At 58.6% G+C, this 18,301-nt stretch carries 12 protein-coding genes and 1 CRISPR repeat array; of the genes, 2 read left to right on the top strand and 10 right to left on the bottom strand.

Annotated elements, in window-relative coordinates; translation table 11 throughout:
- Nucleotides 1-69: 69 nt before the first annotated feature.
- The 8 genes from ACT8X9_RS02705 to ACT8X9_RS02670 form a co-directional block, all read right to left on the bottom strand.
- On the bottom strand, nt 70-3,063 hold the full coding sequence (locus ACT8X9_RS02705; RefSeq protein WP_444268039.1) for a glycoside hydrolase family 3 C-terminal domain-containing protein: 2,994 nt from the start codon (nt 3,061-3,063) through the stop codon (nt 70-72).
- Nucleotides 3,064-3,126: 63 nt separating this feature from the next.
- Nucleotides 3,127-5,046: a glycoside hydrolase family 2 TIM barrel-domain containing protein gene (locus ACT8X9_RS02700; protein WP_444268038.1), complete on the bottom strand. Its 1,920-nt coding sequence runs from the start codon at nt 5,044-5,046 to the stop codon at nt 3,127-3,129.
- 427 nt (nt 5,047-5,473) lie between these two features.
- Complete coding sequence (locus tag ACT8X9_RS02695) at nt 5,474-6,775, bottom strand: GHKL domain-containing protein (protein ID WP_444268037.1); 1,302 nt, start codon at nt 6,773-6,775, stop codon at nt 5,474-5,476.
- A complete protein-coding gene (locus tag ACT8X9_RS02690) occupies nt 6,772-7,482 on the bottom strand; it encodes a LytR/AlgR family response regulator transcription factor (protein WP_227620152.1) in 711 nt (236 codons plus the stop codon). Before ACT8X9_RS02690 ends, ACT8X9_RS02695 begins: the two co-directional genes overlap by 4 nt.
- A 253-nt stretch (nt 7,483-7,735) precedes the next feature.
- On the bottom strand, nt 7,736-9,028 hold the full coding sequence (locus ACT8X9_RS02685; protein ID WP_444268036.1) for a TRAP transporter large permease: 1,293 nt from the start codon (nt 9,026-9,028) through the stop codon (nt 7,736-7,738).
- The gene (locus ACT8X9_RS02680) at nt 9,025-9,534 is read right to left on the bottom strand and encodes a TRAP transporter small permease (protein ID WP_444268035.1); all 510 of its coding nucleotides are present in this window, start codon (nt 9,532-9,534) and stop codon (nt 9,025-9,027) included. The genes ACT8X9_RS02685 and ACT8X9_RS02680 overlap by 4 nt, the downstream gene beginning before the upstream one ends.
- Nucleotides 9,535-9,578: 44 nt before the next feature.
- A complete protein-coding gene (locus ACT8X9_RS02675) occupies nt 9,579-10,634 on the bottom strand; it encodes a substrate-binding domain-containing protein (RefSeq protein ID WP_444268034.1) in 1,056 nt (351 codons plus the stop codon).
- 197 nt (nt 10,635-10,831) lie between these two features.
- Nucleotides 10,832-11,596, bottom strand: coding sequence for a GntR family transcriptional regulator (locus ACT8X9_RS02670; protein WP_444268033.1), 765 nt, complete (start codon nt 11,594-11,596; stop codon nt 10,832-10,834).
- A 378-nt stretch (nt 11,597-11,974) separates the two neighbouring features.
- Between ACT8X9_RS02670 and ACT8X9_RS02665 the strand changes: the two genes are divergently transcribed.
- On the top strand, nt 11,975-12,613 hold the full coding sequence (locus ACT8X9_RS02665) for a class II aldolase/adducin family protein (protein ID WP_227620147.1): 639 nt from the start codon (nt 11,975-11,977) through the stop codon (nt 12,611-12,613).
- A 25-nt stretch (nt 12,614-12,638) separates the two neighbouring features.
- A complete protein-coding gene (locus ACT8X9_RS02660; protein WP_444268032.1) occupies nt 12,639-14,150 on the top strand; it encodes a xylulokinase in 1,512 nt (503 codons plus the stop codon).
- A gap of 140 nt (nt 14,151-14,290) precedes the next feature.
- On the opposite strand, the gene ACT8X9_RS02655 is transcribed toward ACT8X9_RS02660, so the two are convergent.
- Nucleotides 14,291-15,868, bottom strand: a complete 1,578-nt coding sequence (locus ACT8X9_RS02655; RefSeq protein WP_444268031.1) for a C69 family dipeptidase — start codon at nt 15,866-15,868, stop codon at nt 14,291-14,293.
- Nucleotides 15,869-16,092: 224 nt separating this feature from the next.
- Nucleotides 16,093-17,402: a CRISPR direct-repeat array (repeat unit 28 nt; unit sequence GGATCACCCCCGCGTATGCGGGGAAAAG).
- 35 nt (nt 17,403-17,437) lie between these two features.
- Nucleotides 17,438-18,298 (bottom strand): type I-E CRISPR-associated endoribonuclease Cas2e, encoded by an 861-nt coding sequence (gene cas2e, locus ACT8X9_RS02650; RefSeq protein WP_249233698.1) that lies wholly within the window; start codon nt 18,296-18,298, stop codon nt 17,438-17,440.
- Between the last annotated feature and the right edge of the window lie 3 nt (nt 18,299-18,301).

Genomic DNA, 18,301 nt, shown 5'->3' with positions numbered 1-18,301 from the left:
CAGCCTGCCCGCCGATTTTGGGGGACAGGCTGCCGTTGGTCTTAACAGTTGCGGAACTCTGCGGGGGAATTACTTCTGGTTCGCTGCGGGAGCGGTATCGACCATACCCTTCTTGGCCTTGGACAGCTGCCATGCGCACAGGATGGTCAGGACGGCCATCACTGCGATGAGCGCATAGATGGCAGTCTGCCACCACGGGGTGACGGTCTTCAGGGTATCGGTGGAAGACCAGCCGTTCATGGCGTTGGAGTTAACCACGGTGTAGAGGATGTGGTGCATAGCGTTGCGCATCTGAGTGACGATGTAGGCATCGTTCTCATAGTTTGCAGCCTTGGTGGTGTGGATCTTGGGCATCGGGCTGTCCCAGATGTCGGAGCCGGCGATCAGGCCGTCCACCAGATCCATGTACTGGCTGGAGCCGGAGAAGTCGGTGATGCACATGCCGCGCATCCCCAGCTCGCCGCGCAGGTAGCCGGTCAGCAGGTTGGCGTTCGTGCCACACCAAGTAGCGCCCCAGCGGTTGAAGCCGGTCATGACACACCAAGCCCCACCGTCGGTGATGGCCTTGTCGGCGACTTCCAGATAGATCTCACGGGCGGTCTGCTCGTTGAGCCAGGTGTTGACGCCGCGGCGGCTGGTCTCGGAGTCGTTCAGGGCCACGTGCTTCAGGTAGACGTAGACGCCCTTGGACTGGATGCCCTGCACCTCAGCAGCGCAGATGGTGCCGGCCACGAACGGATCCTCGGAGTAGTACTCGAAGTTACGGCCGGAGTAAGCGGTGCGGTGCATATTGATGCCGGGGCCGTACAGGCCGGAGTAGCCCATGGCAAGGCAGTCCTCGCCGATGCAGCGGCCGACCTCGTTGATGAGGTCCGTGTTGAAGGTTGCGGCCATGACGTCCTCGGAGGTGTAGCACATTGCAGATGCACCGCCGGTCAGGGCAGCGGTCAGACCCTGCGGGCCGTTCTCGTCCTTGGTGGCCGTCTTGCCGATGGAGGCAGCAGCTGCGGTGTTGTGGAAGCCGAGGGTGATGGTCTGGACCATCTCGCTGTAGGTCAGCTGGTCGAGCAGGGTATCCCACTCGGGATCGTCGAAGCTCTTGCCGATCATGGAAGCGAGGGTCAGGCCGTTCTTTGCGCCCAGAGTGGGCATCTCGACGCTGTTGGCCTCAGAGCCGTCGTACTGGGTGAAAGCGAGGCTTGCAGCCAGATGCTCGTTGGCGGTCAGCTGTGCAGGAGCGGTGGGGAAGGTGCCGGTCCAGTCAGAGCGGCTCATCCAAGTGACACTGCCGGGAGCGTCGTTGCTCTTGTTGGGGTCGGACTCGTCAAACAGGTTGGTGATGGCAGTGCCGTTTGCGCTGGTGGCGAAGGTGGTGGTGTCAAGGGTGTCGTTGGTCCACTTCCAGACCAGAGACTCGTCGCCGTTCTCGGTCATGCGGCCGTTGGTGTTCTCGACGGTGTAGCCCTTGGCAGCCAGAATGTTGTTGACTGCGTTGTGGGAGTCGGTGGCAGCAGTGAAGTAGTAGTCACCGGCGTCCACGATGTAGGTCTTGGCGTTGTTTGCGTCGTAGGTGCGCAGCTCGCTCTTCGGGACAGTGATGGTCACATCCTCCGAAGCGCCGGGAGCCAGCACATCGGTCTTTGCAAAGCCGCACAGCTCTGCAGCGGCCTTCTCGATGCCGTTGGCCTTGTCGTAAGCGGTGTAGGGAGACTGGAAGTAGATCTGGACGGTCTCCTTGCCGGAGAAGGTCTTGCCGGTGTTGGTGACCTTCAGGGTGACGGTGAAGGCATCGTCAGACTCGGTCACATTGAAGTTGGAGTATGCGAAGGTGGTGTAGCTGTCGCCGTAGCCGAAGGGGTAAGCAACAGTGGTCGCCCAGTTGTAGTCGCCGGCCTTGGCGGTGCCCATGACGACGTCCTCGTAACGGGTCTCGAAGTAGCGGTAGCCCAGATAGATGCCTTCCTGATAGACGCTGTACATACCCTGCACGTCAGCACCCTCGGTCAGCAGGTTGTACTCTGCTGCGTTGGGGTAAGCCTGGGTGTAGAAGTTGTACATGGCGGGGTTGGCCATGTTGTCGTACAGGTAGGTATCGACCAGAGAGCCGGAGGGGGTGACAGCGCCGGAGAGCAGCTGGCCCACACCGTTGATGCCGGTCTGGCCCACGTCACCGATCCACATTGCAGCGTCGATGCCGTAGTCCTCACCGCAGATCGCGGGGTTGAGGAAGTCCAGCTCGATGGCGTTGGAGCTGTTGATCAGGACGATGATGTTCTTAAAGGTGCCGTTGTCTTTCAGAGCCTTCAGGTTCTGGAGCAGCTCGATCTCCTCAGCGGACAGGGCGAGGTAGTTGCCGTCACCCTCCTGACCGGAGATCCAGCTGTCGCTCGTGCCGTTGGCACCGCTGGGGAGGTCTGCGCCCTCGCCGCCGGAGCGGGAGAGGACCACGATGGCAGCGTCGCCGTACTCGGCAAAGCTGCTCTCAGCGCTGGACAGAGCGCTCCAAGGAGCCTCGTTGACCGCATACTGGGTGTTGGCTTCCAGCGTATCAGAGATGGAAGCAGGGGTCATGCGGCTGTACTTGCTCATCATGCTGTCGGACTTGTACAGGTCCCACAGGGTCTGGTTGATGGTGATGCCCTGAGCCTCCAGAGCATCCTTCAGGCTGGGGGCCTTGCTGGTATCGACCGAGCCGGAACCGGTGCCGCCGTACATCAGGTCCACGGAACCGTGGCCGAACAGGCTGACCTTAGCGCCGCTTGCCAGAGGCAGGGCGTTGTTCTCGTTCTTCAGCAGGGCAGCGCCCTCGGCCTCGACCGTCGCGCACAGTTCGGCCTCGTAAGCCTCGCGCTCCTCATCGGAAGCAAAGCCCTTCTTGAAGTATTCGGTATCTCCGGTGGTTTCGCCCTTGATGATCTTGTAGGTAGATGCATTCAGGGCGACGTTGAGGGTGGTAGCGTACTGGTTTGCGATGATGTTGCCCACGATGGCAGCGACGGTCAGGATGGCCGTCAGACCGGTGAGAACAGACCACAGCCGTACTTTCGGTTTGGTGTTTTTCACGGATTCTCCTCCTTATTTTCTATACAACAACCGCCAACCGGCGGAATGTTTCACGGAACATTATCAGACCCAGTTCGCGCTCTTGGATTTGGTCTTGACCAGCTTGTAGCTGGGGTTCGGGGTGTCCACATGGCGGAAGGACGCGGTATCGATGGAGTCCCCGGCCACGGCCTTGACCTCGATGCTGCCGGTAAGCGGCACACGGAACTGGAAGACGTGCTCGCCCGTCTGCTCCGAGAGCTTCTTCCCGTTGCAGTAGAGGGCGACGGACTTCTGGTTGGAATAGACCTTGACCTCGATCTCGCTCTCGGTGCGGTCGGTGAACCGCTTGGAGCAGATGTGGACGAAATTCTCTTCGCTCCACCATGCTTTATAAAGGTAGAAGCTGTCCTTCTTGGTCTTCCGGTCGAAGGTGACGAGGCCCTTGTGGTTCATGCCCGGCTCACCGCCCTGATCGCGGGCGTCGGCTGCAAAGTCGAACATATTCCAGACGTGGGTAGCCCACATCCACTTATGCCGGTCGAAGCAGCGGAGCATATATTCGTGGTAGACAGCCTGATACTCCTCGGTGTGATCGCCGCGGCGGGGCTTCGCGCTGTGGAGGTTTGGCATACCCTCGGCACCGTACTCGGAGAAGCCCAGCGGACGGTTGGGGTAGACCAGATGGAAGAAGTCCATCCACAGGTCGTTCAGGAACAGGCCCGGCACATACCAGCCGAGGTAGAGGTTCCAGCTGACGAGGTCGGTGATGTGGGCCACCGGGTTGAAGGGGCCGCACATGGCATAGCAGGCCAGCGTGGTCAGGCGGGTGGGGTCCATCTTGTGGCACAGGTCGTTCAGCTCCCGGTGATTGTCGAGCATATCGGCCTTGTCCTTGGTGGAGATGGTGATCTCATTGGAGACGCCCCAGCAGACGATGCAGGGGTGGTTGTAGTTCTGGCAGATCAGCTCTTTCATCTGGCTGATGGTGTTGGCACGGCCATTGGGCAGATGCTCGGAAATATAGGGAATCTCCGCCCAGACCACCATGCCGTACTGGTCACAGAGGTCGTAGAAATACTGGTCGTGCTGGTAGTGAGCCAGACGGACGGTGTTCGCGCCCAGCTCCCGGATGAGGGCCATATCCTCGTCGTGCATCGCGCGGGTGATGGCGTTGCCTACGCCCTTGCGGTCCTGATGGCGGGAGACGCCGTGGAGCGGGTAGGGCCGGCCATTGAGGAAGAAGCCGTTCTTGGCGTCCACCGAGAAGGTGCGCAGGCCCACGCGGGTGGACACCTCATCCACCACCCTGCCGTCCCGGCTCAGGCGGACGACGCAGGTGTAGAGGTAGGGGTCCTTCACACCGTCCCAGAGGTGGGGCGTCTCGAGGTGGAGCTTGGCGTCTGCTCCCTCGGCGGTGGCGACAATGTTTCCGGCCGCATCCAGCAGCTCAACGGAGAGGACGCCCTCGCCCTCGACGAGGGTCTCGACCCGGATGTCGGCCTTGCCGTCCTTGAGGGCCGGGGTGATCTTCACGCCGGTGTCGCCGAAGTGGCCCAGCGCGATGTGGTCTTTCGGGACCACCATCAGGCTGACGTCGCGGTAGATGCCGCCGTAGAAGGTGAAGTCGGCCTTCTGGGGGTAGATGCGGTCGTTGATGCTGTTGTCCACCTCGACGGTGAGGCGGTTATCTTTTTCCAGCAGCTCAGAGATGTGGACACGGAAGGTGGAGTAGCCGCCGTCGTGGGTGCAGATGGTCCTGCCGTTCAGCAGGACCTTAGCGCTGGAGTTGACGCCCTCGAACTGGAGCCAGACCTGCTGCGAAGCTGTGTCGAACGCCGGAGCGGCGAAGGTGGTGCTGTAGGTGCAGGTGCCGCGCCAGTAGTCGTTGCCGCCGTCCTGACCGTCCTTCGCGTTCCATGTGTGGGGCAGCACGACGGCTGCCGTGGAGCCGTCCGGCCCGGTGAACTGCCAGTTCTGCATAAGCTTGGCAATGCTTCGCATTCGTTTTCCTCCCGTGTGTATCGTGGTGTTTTCTCTGTTGTGCGGTCGTTTTTTGATTTCGCTATTATTTTATCAAAGACTTTTTCTTTCGCAAGAGCGTTGCGATAATCGGTCGGATGGCGGGGATATTCGGTTTTGCGCCGCCAAATCAAAACTAATATATTTGTGCATCTCTCACAAATAGATGGATACAACAAGAAAAATGCAAAAAGAAAAGAGACCGTCCCACATTTATTTTGTGAGACGGTCTTAAACCTCTTCGTTATGCCTGCGGCGTGGGGCAGGCTCTCCCTCATACAACCTCTCAGTCTGCTTCGCAGACAGCTCCCCTTGTAGGGGAGCCTCTGGCGAAGAGACGAAGCTTTGCGGAATGCCAAGGCCTCTCCTCGATAGGAGAGGTGGCAGCGCGTCAGCGCTGACGGAGAGGTTACTTCCCCTGCGGAAAAATGATCTTCACCGCAAAGAAGCCGTTCTGGCTCTCGGTGGTCAGAGTCCCTTTATATTTCTGGACGATGCGGTTTGTCACTTTGACGGCGTAGTGGGTGGCGCGGGTGTCGGCGGCCTCCGGCAGACGGTCGGGGCTGATGACGTTCACTACCACGAAGCTCTGACGGGTGCAGACCAGCAGGTCGATGCAGCGGCGCTCCGGCTCGGGCACCTGCACGGCGCTCTCGATGGCGTGGTCGAGCATATTGGCAAAGAGGGCGTAGAGGTCGCCGGCCTCAAAAAAGCCCAGACAGCTGCCGTCCGTCACCGCATTGAGCTGGATGCGGCGGGATTCGCAGAGCAGCGATTTTTCGGTGAGCACCACGTCCAGCACCTCGTTGCCGGTGTTGCGGCTGGCGTCGTAGAGCTGTGCCGCCTTCTCGGCCTCGTCGATGTGGGCCTTCAGCTCCGGGTCGGGCGGGTCGGACGCCGCGCCCGACATCTGGCGGAGGGCGGCGATCTGAAGCTTCAGCTCATGGCAGCGCTTGTTGATGATCTGGACGTTCTGCCGCGCCACCTGATACTGCTCCCGCTGGCGCTCATATAAAAGGTTGAGGGTGTCCATCTCCTTCTGCATGGCCGACTTCTTGAACACCTCGGTCTGAAAGTAGAGCAGGGTCAGGAAGTAGAACTGTCCGATGAGCACCGTGCCCGCAAGGCTGGCGGGCATCTCGAACATCTCTCTGCTGCTCAGCAGCGCAGCTTGGAACATGAAGAGGATGCCGATGAAAAAGGCGCTGGTCAGCTGGCGCGGGCCGATGTGGTACTCTCCTTTATAAGACATCTTCCGGGAGAGGGCGTTACAGATGACGAAATAAAAGACCGCACCTGTGGTGAGCTGGGCCAGCCGGACCGGAAGCCCATCGATGTTGAGGGGGGTGCCACGGCACTCAAAGAACACCTCCGCCAGCCGCCAGCCCTCATAGGCCGTCTGGGAGGTAAGCAGGCTCCACACCGCGCAGTAGAGTGCCCCCTTCCGGTCGATCTCGACGCAGGCGTAGATCATCATGCCCAACAGGACGAAGAAGGACACATAGAGCGCCAGCAGCGAGAATTGAAGCTCGTGGAGGTTGGTGCTCTGGGCCGAAGGATCCAGCACACAGGTCAGGCCCATCAGCGGCAGCAGCATCCCCAGTGCACGGAGGCGGAAGCCGGGCCGGCGTTTGAGCGGCAGACAGAAGGCCAGCGCCGCACCCCAGCGCAGCAGCGCCCGGAAGATGACATGGTGGAAAACGATGCTCACAGCACACCTCCGATGTAGGACGCCACCGCCGTGAGGAAGGCCGCGCGCTGGCGGCGGCTGATCTCCAAGCGGTCGGTGTTGACGTGGACGAAGTCGTTCTCCACGGCCTTGACGTATTGCAGGTTGACCAGATAGCACTGGTTGCAGCGGGAGAAATGGTACTGTGCCAGCTGCTTTTCGGCGCTGGCGAGGCTGGCCCGGACCGAGAACTCCCCTTTTGCGGTGTGATACCAGAGCAGCCGGTCACGGGTCTCCAGATAATAGATGTCGTTGGTGGAGAGCACCTGCATTCCGCCGCCTGCCAGCTGCAGAACGACCTGCCCGCCCCGGCGGCGCTCCACCCGCTGGACGGCCCGGGAGAGCTTGGTGCAGAACTGGTAGTAGTTCACCGGCTTGAGCACATAGTCCAGCGCATCCACCTCATAGCCCTTGATGGCGTACTGCGCCATGTTGGTCACGAACACCAGCACGGCGTCCCCGTCCACGGCCCGTATCTTTTCCGCCGCGCCGAAGCCGTCCAGCCCCGGCATCTCCACATCCATAAAGATGATGTCCCAGCCCGGCTCGTAATGGGCCGCGATGACCGCCCCGTCCTCGATGGGCACGGCCTCCACCTGCAGGCTGTTTTCGGCGGCGTACTTCCGGATGAACCGGCACAGCTCATCCCGCACCTCCTGCTGGTCTTCGACAACCGCGATCTTCAGCATCCCGCAGCCTCCTTTTCCCCGTTCCGACTCATTTTTATCGCAATTTTCAAAAATAGTGCCTATCAAAACGGCATATTTGCGATATGCAGTTTGCGGATGTTGCTTGTGCATTCAAAACGCAAACTGCTATTCACTACTTTTTATTGAAACATACTTTCGGGCGAAATGCAACGGAGAAGACGCAAAAATCCCCCGGCTTCTGAAAACAGAGACCGGGGGCTTGTCATGCAATGGTAGCGCAGCTGCGTTTTTATTAGCCGCCCAGAACAGCGGGCAGGAATTCCGCCAATCCGGGGATAGTGAAGGTCAGAATCGCCATGAGTGCCACCGTGCCGATGACGTACAGCGTATCGGGAAAGGCCTCGTCCACCTTCATGCCCAGCACACGGCAGGAGGTAAACAGGTTGACCGACAGCGGCGGGGTCAGGCTGCCGACCATCAGGGTCATCAGCAGGGCGATGCCGAAGTGGAGCGGAGTCAGGCCGACCGATACCGCGATGGGCAACAGGATGGGGGTGGTCAGGATGATGATGCAGACTGTCTCCATGAACATACCAAGGATCATCAGCAGCAGGAAGATGAAGGCGAGGATAAGGAACTTGGAGTCGGTGATGCTCATCAGCCAGCTTGCAAACATCTGGGGCACCTTCTGAGTGGACATGAGCCAGCCGAAGGGAGAAGCGACGGAGATGATGAGCATGATGACGCCGGTGGAAACGACAGCGTCAGCAGACACCTTGAAGAAGTCCTTCAGGGTCAGCTCGCGGTAGACGAACACGGCGAGGAACAGCGCGTAGACCACAGCCACAACAGCGGCCTCGGTAGCGGTGCACAGACCGGAAAAGACGCCGCCCAGAATGGCCACGGGCATCAGCAGGGGCAGCAGAGCATCCAGAATGATCTTCATGCGCTCATTGACGGTGTAGTCGTGGGGGTCCTTGTTCTCCTTCTTCTGCCGACGGACAGCGAAGAAGCTATTCAGGGCGATGAGGGCGATGATGGTCAACAGGCCGGGGGCCACGCCGCCGAGGAACATATCGCCCACGGAGACGCTGGCCGACTGGGCGTAGACCACCATGACGATGCTGGGCGGGATGATGCAGGCCATCGTGCCGCCGGCTGCGATAAGGCCGGCCGTCAGGCCCTTGGGATACCCCTCCTCCAGCATGGAGGGGCCGATGATCTTGCCGATGGCGGCAGCAGAGGCGACACCGGAACCGGAAACGGCACCGAAGAAGCCGCAGGCAGCCATAGCCGTTGCACCCAGACCACCGGGGAATTTACGAAGCAGCATATTCGCCAGCTTTATCAATCGCGGTGTACTGCCGTAGACCATCAAGGCACCGGCAAAGATGAACATGGGCATCGCCAGCATGTTAAAGCTCTTTGCGCCGCTGACCATGCGCTGCAGCAGAATGTCCATCGAGGGGCCGCCGTTGACGTAGAGCAGAGTCATGCAGCTGATGCCGATGGAGAATGCGACCGGCACGCCGATGAGGAGGCAGACCGCCAGCGCAACAAACATCAGGATCAATCCAGTATTCATCGATTCAATTCCTCCTCTTCCTTAGAGGTATCCCTGCCCATCAGCTTCATCAGGTGCAGGATGGCCCAAACCACATAGAAGACGATCATCAGCACGCAGCCCAGCAGGATGGCCAGATAATTGATACCCTGAGGCAGACGGAGGGCGGGGGTCTGCATGGACCAGCTGGTCAGCATCTGCTTATAGGCAATGGTGGACACGATGACAAGGAACACGATGCAGATGACGTCGTCGAGCAGTTCGAAAGCGTTATGCACCGGGGTCGGGAGCTTGCGGATAAAGAAATCGATGCGGGTATTGCCGTTGTTGATGGTAGCCATTGCCGCGCCCAGATAGGTGATGAAAACCATCGCCATGCTGGCCACTTCCTCCACCCAAGTAAATGAGTGGTCAAAGAAGTTGCGGTTGATGACCTGCATGAACACGATGACCACCAGCAGGCAGATGGAGACGCAGCTAATTAGTCGCAGCAGGAATTTGATGGTATCGAGAAGCTTCTTTGCCAAAGTCTATTCCTTCCTTTCTCTCGGAGGCCGACAGGCTCTTATCTTTACTTATTAAAAGAGGTGGCCAAGTCGATCCAGCTCTGGCCGTCGGCGTACTGAGAGGCGTAATCGGCCCACACGCCGTCCATTCTGGCCTGGAAGGCGGCCTTATCGACCTCGTTGACCTCCATGCCTGCTTCCTTCAGCAGGTCGAGGTACTTGTTTTCATCGTTCTCTTCCAGATCGATCTCACGGGCGTTCTTGGCCTCTTCCATCAAGATTTCCTGATACTCGGTGGGCAGGCTGTTGAACCAGTCCATATTGCAGACGAAAGGAGCGGCGTCATACATATGGCCGGTGAGGGACAGGTATTTCTGCACGTCCTGAAGAGAAGAAGAGTAGATGTTGGACAGCGGGTTCTCCTGGCCATCGATGGTGCCGTTCTGCAGGCCGGTGTAAACATCAGAGAAGGCCATGATGACGATGGAAGCGTCCAGTGCGTCGTACATGGCGACCTTCATGCTGTTCTCGTTGGTGCGGAACTTGATTCCCTTCAGATCCTCGGGCTTTTCCAGCGGGCGGGTGTTGTTAGTCATGTGACGGTAGCCGCTCTCCCAGATGGACAGGACCTTGAATCCCATGGGCTCGATGAGCTTCTCGGCGAACTGAGCGCCGAAGTCGCCGCCCCATGCGCTGCGGGCGTTTTCCAGACTGGTGAACAGGAAGGGCAGCAGGGCCACGTTGACCTCTGCGTTGATGCCCTCGAAGTTTGCAGCACCCATCTGCATGCAGGCCTCTGTGGAACCGCCACGCACCTGCTCAATCAGGTCGCTCTCACCGCCCAACGCGCTATCAGTGTAGATCTCGACCTGAATGCCGCCGTTAGTGCGCTCCTCAACAGCCTTTTCAAAGCTCTGCAGCGCGACGATGGAGGGGTGAGATGCACTCATGACCGAGCCGATATTCATCGTATAAGTAGTGCCGGGAGCTGCCGCTGCGGCAGTCGATGCTGCGCCGGAGACAGCAGCGCTGGTGGAAGAAGAACCGCCGCAGGCTGCCAGAGCGCCTGCCATTGTTGCAGAGCCAAGAACCTTCAGGAAATTTCTGCGAGAGATTTTCATAATCGATGTCCTCCTAAATTTTCTTATTCCTTTTTGAACCTGCGGAGTCTTTCTCAACAGGTTGGGTTCAGTGTATTTGCTGCGCGCAGGCTATATCTCGCTCTAAAATTTTAAATTTTTAGGTAAATATTAGAGCAAAAAGACCCTTTTCTATTCAGGTCTCCTGCATTTGATCCAAAAATAAAAATCAATCTGTATCAAACTTCGTATTTTGCTTTCAGCGCCTTGATACGGGCAGCCTTGGCACGGCATTCGTCATCGGTGGCGTAGTCGTCGGTGGCGCGGGCGATGTGGCGGGTAACTGCATTGATGAAGCGGGCAGAGTCTGCAGCTGCGATAGCATCCACGATGGCCTGATGCTCCATAAGGTTGCACTCCAGTGTACTCAGCTTGAGCGGAGTATGGTTGACACCGAGATAGGCCAGAAATGTGATGCGGTTGGTCCCAAGGTCTTGGTGCATTTTGACCACACGGGCGTTGCCGCAGTAAAGCATATAGCAGCGATGAAACCGCACCTCATTTGCGACCCAGTCGGCGTTGAAGTGTTCGCCGCGCTCCGCCACCAAACGGCGGGTCGTTGCCATCACTTCCTTCAGCTCCTCCACCAGCTCAGGGTGTCCTTTTGACGTCTCAATAATCGCATCTGCGTAAAAAACCTCGCACATCATGCGAGCTTCCAGCGCATCCAGCAGTTCGGCGTTCGTGTAGGTACGCACCACCATGCTACGGCGGGGCAGCGCCTCCACATAGCCCTCGGAGATGAGACGGTTCAATGCATCCTTCACCGGCGTATGGCTCACACCAAATTCCTCGGACAGTTCCCGGACGATAAGCTTCTTGCCGGCCTCATACTTGCCGGTATAAATATTCTCCCGGATCTTGTCTGCCACCACATCTACTAAAGAGGTATTGACCAGCAGGCTGAGATCCGTAACGCACTCGATGTTCTGTACTGTGTTCATGAAACTTCCCCAAATTTACCTAAAGATTTTGCTGGCCTTATCATATCACACCTTCGCGCAGTGGCACAAGATGTCTTTTCCACAAGAAAATCAAAATTTTCTTGTGGATATTGCCAATCCGACGGCCTCCTTCGCGTCGTTTTGTGCAAATCGCTTCGAGAAAGGCCACCATTTTGAGCGTTTTGCCGCTTGCGTTTTGTCCTGCAACTTGCTACAATCAATTCAGAATTTACCTAAAAATTTTTGCTTCCATTTCACGTTTCATTGCCGGGCCTCCCGTCCGGCCCTATCCTGTGCCTTTTCTGTCCTGTACTCGCGCGCGGCGCGTCTTTTATGGTATAGTATAGAAGGGCACCGAAAAAGAAAGAGGCTACTTTTATGAACCATACTGGCTCTGTACAGCTTTTTCTTGATACCTGCCACCTCATCCACGCCAAGGGGCTGGTCAGCGGCTCCGGCGGCAACATCAGCCTGCGCTGCGACGACGGCATCCTCATCACCCCCTCCGGCCGGAGCTTGGAATCCTTAAAGGAAGAAGACCTCGTCCTGCTGCAGATGGACGGAAGCTACACCTGCCCCAACGGCGGCATCCCGTCGAAAGAGTGGCGGATGCATCTGGCCTGCTACCGCGCCCGCCCGGACGTCTCGGCCCTCGTCCATGTCCACAGCAGCAATGCTGTGGCCGTTTCCTGTATGAAGAATGCAGACTCCTCCTGCGCTATCCCGGTGTATACCCCCGGCTACAGCATGCGCGTGGGTGAGCTGCCCATCCTTCCTTATATGACGCCCGGTTCGGTAGAACTGTGCGACCACGTCTTCCCTCTCATCGCAGAGCGCAACTCGGTGCTTCTGGCAAATCACGGTCCTTTAGCCGTGGGCCGCAGCATGGAGGAGGCGCTGAACATCATCGAGGAGATTGAGGACGAGGCGAAGCTTTTCCTGCTTCTGGGTGACCGTGGCATCGCTATGACGAAAGCACAGCAGGATGCTCTGCCCTCCCACGGACTGCGCTTTTGATTGGTAAAGGAGGAGAGCCACGGATATGACTCAAAACGAAACATTGCTGCTGGGCATCGACATCGGCACTACCGGTACGAAATGTGCGATCTATGACCTGAAGGGTGAGCTTGTCGCCCACGCCTATCAGGAGTACTCCATGATACACCCTCAGCCGTCCTGGACCGAGCAGGATCCCCATCGCTGGTGGAACGCCGTCCAGACGAATCTACGCGACTGCTTTGAGCAGCAAGGCATCGACAGCAGCCGCATCGCCTCCATCGGCCTGAGTTGCACCAATGCCATGACGCTGGTTGACGAGGCAGGCGAGCCGGTGTACAACGCCATCGGCCACCACGACAAGCGCGCCGACCCGCAGGTGGCGTGGCTGCGTGAGCATGTCGGCGAGGAGCTCGTCCTCCGCGTCACGGCGGACAAGCTGGACAAGGGCTCGTTCTGCCTGCCCTCTCTGCGTTGGCTCATCGACAACCGCCCCGAGCTGGTGGCTCGGGCGTATAAAATGCTGATGCCCAGCGGCTACATCATCCAGAAACTCACCGGCAAGTTCTCCATGAACCGCCCCCGGATGAGCCTCACCTCGCTGTCTGACATCCGCACCGGCGAGTGGAGCCGCGAGATCGCCAAAAAGGCGGAGATTCCTTTCTCGCTGCTGCCTACCCCCTACGACCCCTGCGACATCGTGGGCGGCGTCACCGAGGAGGCTGCCCACATCACCGGATTAAAAGCCGGTACACCGGTGTCTGCCGGTTGTCTGGACAGCGTAGTGGCCACATTGGGCGCAGGCGCTGTGCAGGAGGGCGATGTCGCCCTCACCATCGGCAGCAGCGGCCGCATCTGCTACATCGGCAGCGAGCCCATCTACGATAAGCGTCTGCTGAACTGCCGCAGCCCCTATCAGGGCCTGTACACCATTTTGCAGACCACCGACAACGCCGGCATCTCCCTGCGCTGGTTCCGTGATGTCTTCGGCGACGCCGTCCAGCAGAAGGCCGAGGCTGCGGGCCTGTCCGTCTACGATTACATGAACACGCTGGCTGAGAAGGTTCCCGCAGGCTGCAACGGTCTGGTCTATCTTCCCTATCTGGCCGGTGAAAAGTCCCCCATCTGGGACTCCGACGCCCGGGGCGTCTTCTTCGGCATGAGCCTTTCCACCGATTACGGTGCTTTCGTCCGCGCCATCATGGAGGGCGTCGCACTCTCTATGCGGGACTGCATGGAAATTATGCCTGCTGCCAAGAAGTCTATTTCCCCCATTCCTCTGGGCGGTGGCGCAGCCAACAGCCGCGTCTGGTGTCAAATTTTCGCCGACGTGCTGAACCGTCCCATTGTCCGCCTCAAGAGCGGTGAGACGGAAACTCTGGGCGATTTTATCATCGCCGCCGAGAGTGTCGGCCTTACCGACGTCACCCGCGACTTCGGTAAGAAGCTGGCCGCTGAGAGCGAAGTCCTCTACCCCGATTCTGCGGCGGCATCGGTCTATGATAAGGCCTATCAGAAGTATAAGGCTGTTTATCAGAACACGAAAACGCTATTCTAAGTTACCTTCTTCATTTTTCATTTTCCCTTTTCTCCTTTCCCCGGCTTCCTGCGCAGATGCAGGGGCCGGGGATTTCTTTGCACAAAAAGGACTCCCCGGGGGAGCTGTTCCGCTTCCCGGGGAGTCGATTCTGATTCAGTTTAAGAGTTTTTATTCAGCAGAGACCCGAACCATGCACGGGCCTCCTGCTTCTTCTGAAGCTTATTGTACATCTTGACGGTCTTTTCGTAGACCTTCTCGCTCATCTTGTTGCTTGCAGTGGTGGCGGCAGCCTGCTTTGCTTCCTTCGTATCGGCAGCAGCGACAGCAGCCTTCATCTCTGCAAACTCCTCCATGATGTCCTTCTGGAGGGCGGCATAGTCTGCCTTGGCCGCAGCCTTGTCCTTCTCGGAGACATCGCCGTAGGTCAGTAGGTTCGACAGGGCATCCCGTGCGCCGTAGAAGGACTTGGTCCAGTCCTCCGGGTAGGTGTAGTATCTGCCCTTCTGATCCTTGTACCAGACGCCCTCGGTGGGCTGCTCGTCCGAGCGGACGACCTTCGCGGGAGAGTACTTGTAGACATCTGCCGTGTCGGTGGTCAGCAGCGGATAGTACGGGACGAAGGCGTTGTACACGTCGTCGTCAAAGGCCGTCCACTCGACGATGGCCGTGTCCAGCTCGCCGGTGGAGCTGACCTGAAACAGGTGGGTCTCGACGTTGTTGGTCTTGCCGATGGGTTCGACCCTAAAGAAGTTGAGCGCGTCTTCGACGCCGAACTTCTTGGTCAGCTTAATGTTGGAGTAGAGCGGGACGATGCTGCCGTCTCCGCCGATGTTGCTCATCGCGTAGTCTGCTTCGGTGTAGTTGTCCTCGGTGTAGGTATCGACGCCGTTCAGATAGTTCAGGCCGGCCGGCATCCGGGCGTTGTCCTCGTTGTTATAGGAAGCGTTCCAGTCGATGACGTTCGCCGCTGCATCGCCCACGAAAGTCCCGGCCTCCTGTGCGACGGAGATGGCATCTGCCGATGCGATGACGTTATCCGTGTCATCGAGGTCGATCTTGCCGATGGCCGAGACGTTCGGCTGCATAAACACGACGCTGTCCGGAAGCTTGAGGGCGACGTAGGTGTGGCCCGTCAGGTTCTCGACGAACCACGTCTCGTTCTGGTCGCCGATGAATACGCCGGAACCACCGGCTGCACCGGCGTTTTCATAGATGGATGTCAGCAGGGCGACGCCTTCGCGGGCCGTGCCTGCCTCGCTGAGCAGGACCGTGGTGATCTCGGCCTCCTCGATGCCGTCGTCCACATAGGGGTCAACCGCAAGGGCAGCGTCCTTGCCGTACAGCGACTCGGTGGCAGAGACCATGACGCCCTTCTCGTTGGTGCCAGCCTCCTCATACGGCGTGTGGTCGTGGGTGCCGTCGCAGTCCGGGCAGACGCCCGAGGTGTTGTCGTCACGGCGCGCGGTGTAGCTGTAGCTGTCGTGGGTGAAGGTGTAGGTGAAGCCGTAGCAGCCATCGTAGACCTCGCCTGCCTTGTGATTCCCGGCTGCGCTGACATAGAACAGCTTGTTGTTGTCGTTGGTTCCCAGATCCTCGATGCGGCCGAACATCGTCGTGCCGTCCTCCGTGAGGTCACTGCCGACGTAGAGCGCCGTGCAGGCAAAAGCCGAAGGCACTACGGCCAGCGTCATGGCAGCCGCCATGACCGCCGCAGCGATTTTCTTAAAAGACATCATGTTCCAATCCCTCTCTCGTTTATTGTCGGCGTATGACGTCGATAGAGGGATAATACACCTTTTTCGCGGAAAATGCAAGTACATATTCGCATTTTCTTAGCTTTTATTCGTATTTACAAGAATATATGCATAATACCGGTTATAAATCAGCTCTGACCCGCCGGGCCTGCCGATACTCGGATGCACGACCGCCCCGCAAGGCCGACGGCGTTCTGCTGGAATCAGAAATACCCCCGCGTATGCGGGGAAAAGAGCGCAGTACCGCTTGCAACGCCGGTGCGGGTGGGATCACCCCCGCGTATGCGGGGAAAAGCCGGATGCACCGCGGCTGACGGAAACGCGGAAGGGATCACCCCCGCATATGCGGGGAAAAGACGGCACACTCGAATGGGCCAAGAAACTGGGCAGGATCACCCCCGCGTATGCGGGGAAAAGCCATCGTCCTGCAAGGTGACGTCATCGGTCAAGGGATTACCCCCGCGTATGCGAGGAAAAGTCTATTTTGCACGATGGTTACGACAAGCTTCACAGATTACCCCCGCGTATGCGAGGAAAAGTCACTTTCGTGTTTTTGGCCTGCAAGCCGATGCGGATCACCCCCGCATATGCGGGGAAAAGTCCGGCAGTTTTTCCAGCGTTACCGCTTGCGGAGGATCACCCCCGCGTATGCGGGGAAAAGCCCAACAGGATTTTGTGGGAACACTGGAAGGAGGGATCACCCCCGCGTATGCGGGGAAAAGCGAGGTTTCCTTTTTTGACGCCGTCCATGATGGGGATCACCCCCGCGTATGCGGGGAAAAGACGACCAAAGCAACGACAAAGATGCAATACGAGGGATCACCCCCGCGTATGCGGGGAAAAGTCCGGCTCTCTGCCTTGCATCCAGTACTTTGCAGGATCACCCCCGCGTATGCGGGGAAAAGCTCCGCCCAGGCTTCCATAGCCTCCCGAAGGTGGGATCACCCCCGCGTATGCGGGGAAAAGGATAACACCTGTCCCACTGTCGGGACGTCCGTGGGGATCACCCCCGCGTATGCGGGGAAAAGTCTCCCCTCTCAAAAGAGAGCGTTCTCGAATGGGGATCACCCCCGCGTATGCGGGGAAAAGCTTTGTTCTTCATCGGAGAGCCCTGCTTACTTGGGATCACCCCCGCGTATGCGGGGAAAAGCTGATACCCCCTCTCATTGCGCCATCGCTCAAAGGATCACCCCCGCGTATGCGGGGAAAAGGTAATCTTCCGGAGTTTTCGACATCATATTGTGGGATCACCCCCGCGTATGCGGGGAAAAGTCATCACAGTAGAACGGAATCAACTGCCCCGCGGGATCACCCCCGCGTATGCGGGGAAAAGCCAAGGTCTCGGCTCTCCTAGACAAGACCCTTGGGATCACCCCCGCGTATGCGGGGAAAAGTGTCCGGGTCCTTTGCAAAGACGCCAACCTCGGGGATCACCCCCGCGTATGCGGGGAAAAGTGAAGGTTACTCGCTTTCCCGCCGGACAAGGTAGGATCACCCCCGCGTATGCGGGGAAAAGACTAAAAAGATCCCGTAGCACCGTGCCTCCTGCTGCTATTGTACTGCCGTTTCCTTCAGTTTGCAATAGACCTGCTGGATCAGGCGGCAATCCGGCAGAGCGCGATGCTCCACCTTTTCTGCCAGCTGAAAATGCTGCGCCAGCGTTGCCAGCTTATAGTTTGCGACCCTTGAAAGCTTTCTGCGGGCGAGCTGTGCAAGGTCCGTCTGATGGTTGGTCAATATCGGGAAACCATACTGCTTGCAGGCCATGCGAAGGAACTCCAGATCAAAGGCAATGTTGTGCCCCACCAGCGGGTCTTTGCCAAGGAAGGTCAAAAAGCGCTGCAATGCTTCCCGAGGCTCTGTTCCCTGCTGCAGTTCCGCAGCGCTGAGGCCGGTCAGCGCCGTGATCTCTGCCGGGACTTTTTCCACCCCGCAGACCAGCATCGTCAGCTCCTCCACCGGCACGCCATCCCGTACCCGCAGCGCTCCATACTCGATGATGGCGTCCGACGCGGCTTTCAGTCCGGTGGTCTCCAGATCGATCACGGTGTAATCCGCTCTGCCCCGCTGCGTTCTGCCTGCTTTCCGCGCCGCCTGCCACTGCGCTGCCTTGCTGAACCCGGGCTTTAGATCCAGCTGGTTCTGCTCCATCTGCGGCAGCGGCCGCCGCATCAGTTTGATGCCGTCAAAATCCACCATCTCCCATGTGGTATTGTGGGTGCGGAAGTCCATCCTCTGTTCTCCCGCCGTTGTGAACACCATTGTCGCCTGCCCGTTTTTCAGGTTCTGGCACACCCGCTCCCACAGCGCATCCCGCACCCGGCTGCTCACGTTGCCCACATAGACGCCGGTGTTAATCTCGCACAGCCACTTGGACAGATCCCCGCGCAGCTTCGGCGGGCAGTTCGTCATCGT

The sequence above is a fragment of the Faecalibacterium sp. genome, assembly GCF_052358865.1.
Taxonomy (GTDB): Bacteria; Bacillota; Clostridia; order Oscillospirales; family Ruminococcaceae; genus Faecalibacterium; species Faecalibacterium butyricigenerans.
Note: the sequence above shows the minus strand (reverse complement) of the source record. Positions and strands in the feature narration are given on the sequence as shown.

What these genes read in the sequence shown, in the direction of transcription:
- ACT8X9_RS02685 (WP_444268036.1), bottom strand. Translation starts at nt 9,028, where the DNA reads ATGAATACTGGATTGATCCTGATGTTTGTTGCGCTGGCGGTCTGCCTC.
- ACT8X9_RS02660 (WP_444268032.1), top strand. Translation starts at nt 12,639, where the DNA reads ATGACTCAAAACGAAACATTGCTGCTGGGCATCGACATCGGCACTACC.
- ACT8X9_RS02670 (WP_444268033.1), bottom strand. Translation starts at nt 11,596, where the DNA reads ATGAACACAGTACAGAACATCGAGTGCGTTACGGATCTCAGCCTGCTG.
- ACT8X9_RS02665 (WP_227620147.1), top strand. Translation starts at nt 11,975, where the DNA reads ATGAACCATACTGGCTCTGTACAGCTTTTTCTTGATACCTGCCACCTC.
- ACT8X9_RS02690 (WP_227620152.1), bottom strand. Translation starts at nt 7,482, where the DNA reads ATGCTGAAGATCGCGGTTGTCGAAGACCAGCAGGAGGTGCGGGATGAG.
- ACT8X9_RS02675 (WP_444268034.1), bottom strand. Translation starts at nt 10,634, where the DNA reads ATGAAAATCTCTCGCAGAAATTTCCTGAAGGTTCTTGGCTCTGCAACA.
- ACT8X9_RS02655 (WP_444268031.1), bottom strand. Translation starts at nt 15,868, where the DNA reads ATGATGTCTTTTAAGAAAATCGCTGCGGCGGTCATGGCGGCTGCCATG.
- cas2e (WP_249233698.1), bottom strand. Translation starts at nt 18,298, where the DNA reads ATGACGAACTGCCCGCCGAAGCTGCGCGGGGATCTGTCCAAGTGGCTG.
- ACT8X9_RS02700 (WP_444268038.1), bottom strand. Translation starts at nt 5,046, where the DNA reads ATGCGAAGCATTGCCAAGCTTATGCAGAACTGGCAGTTCACCGGGCCG.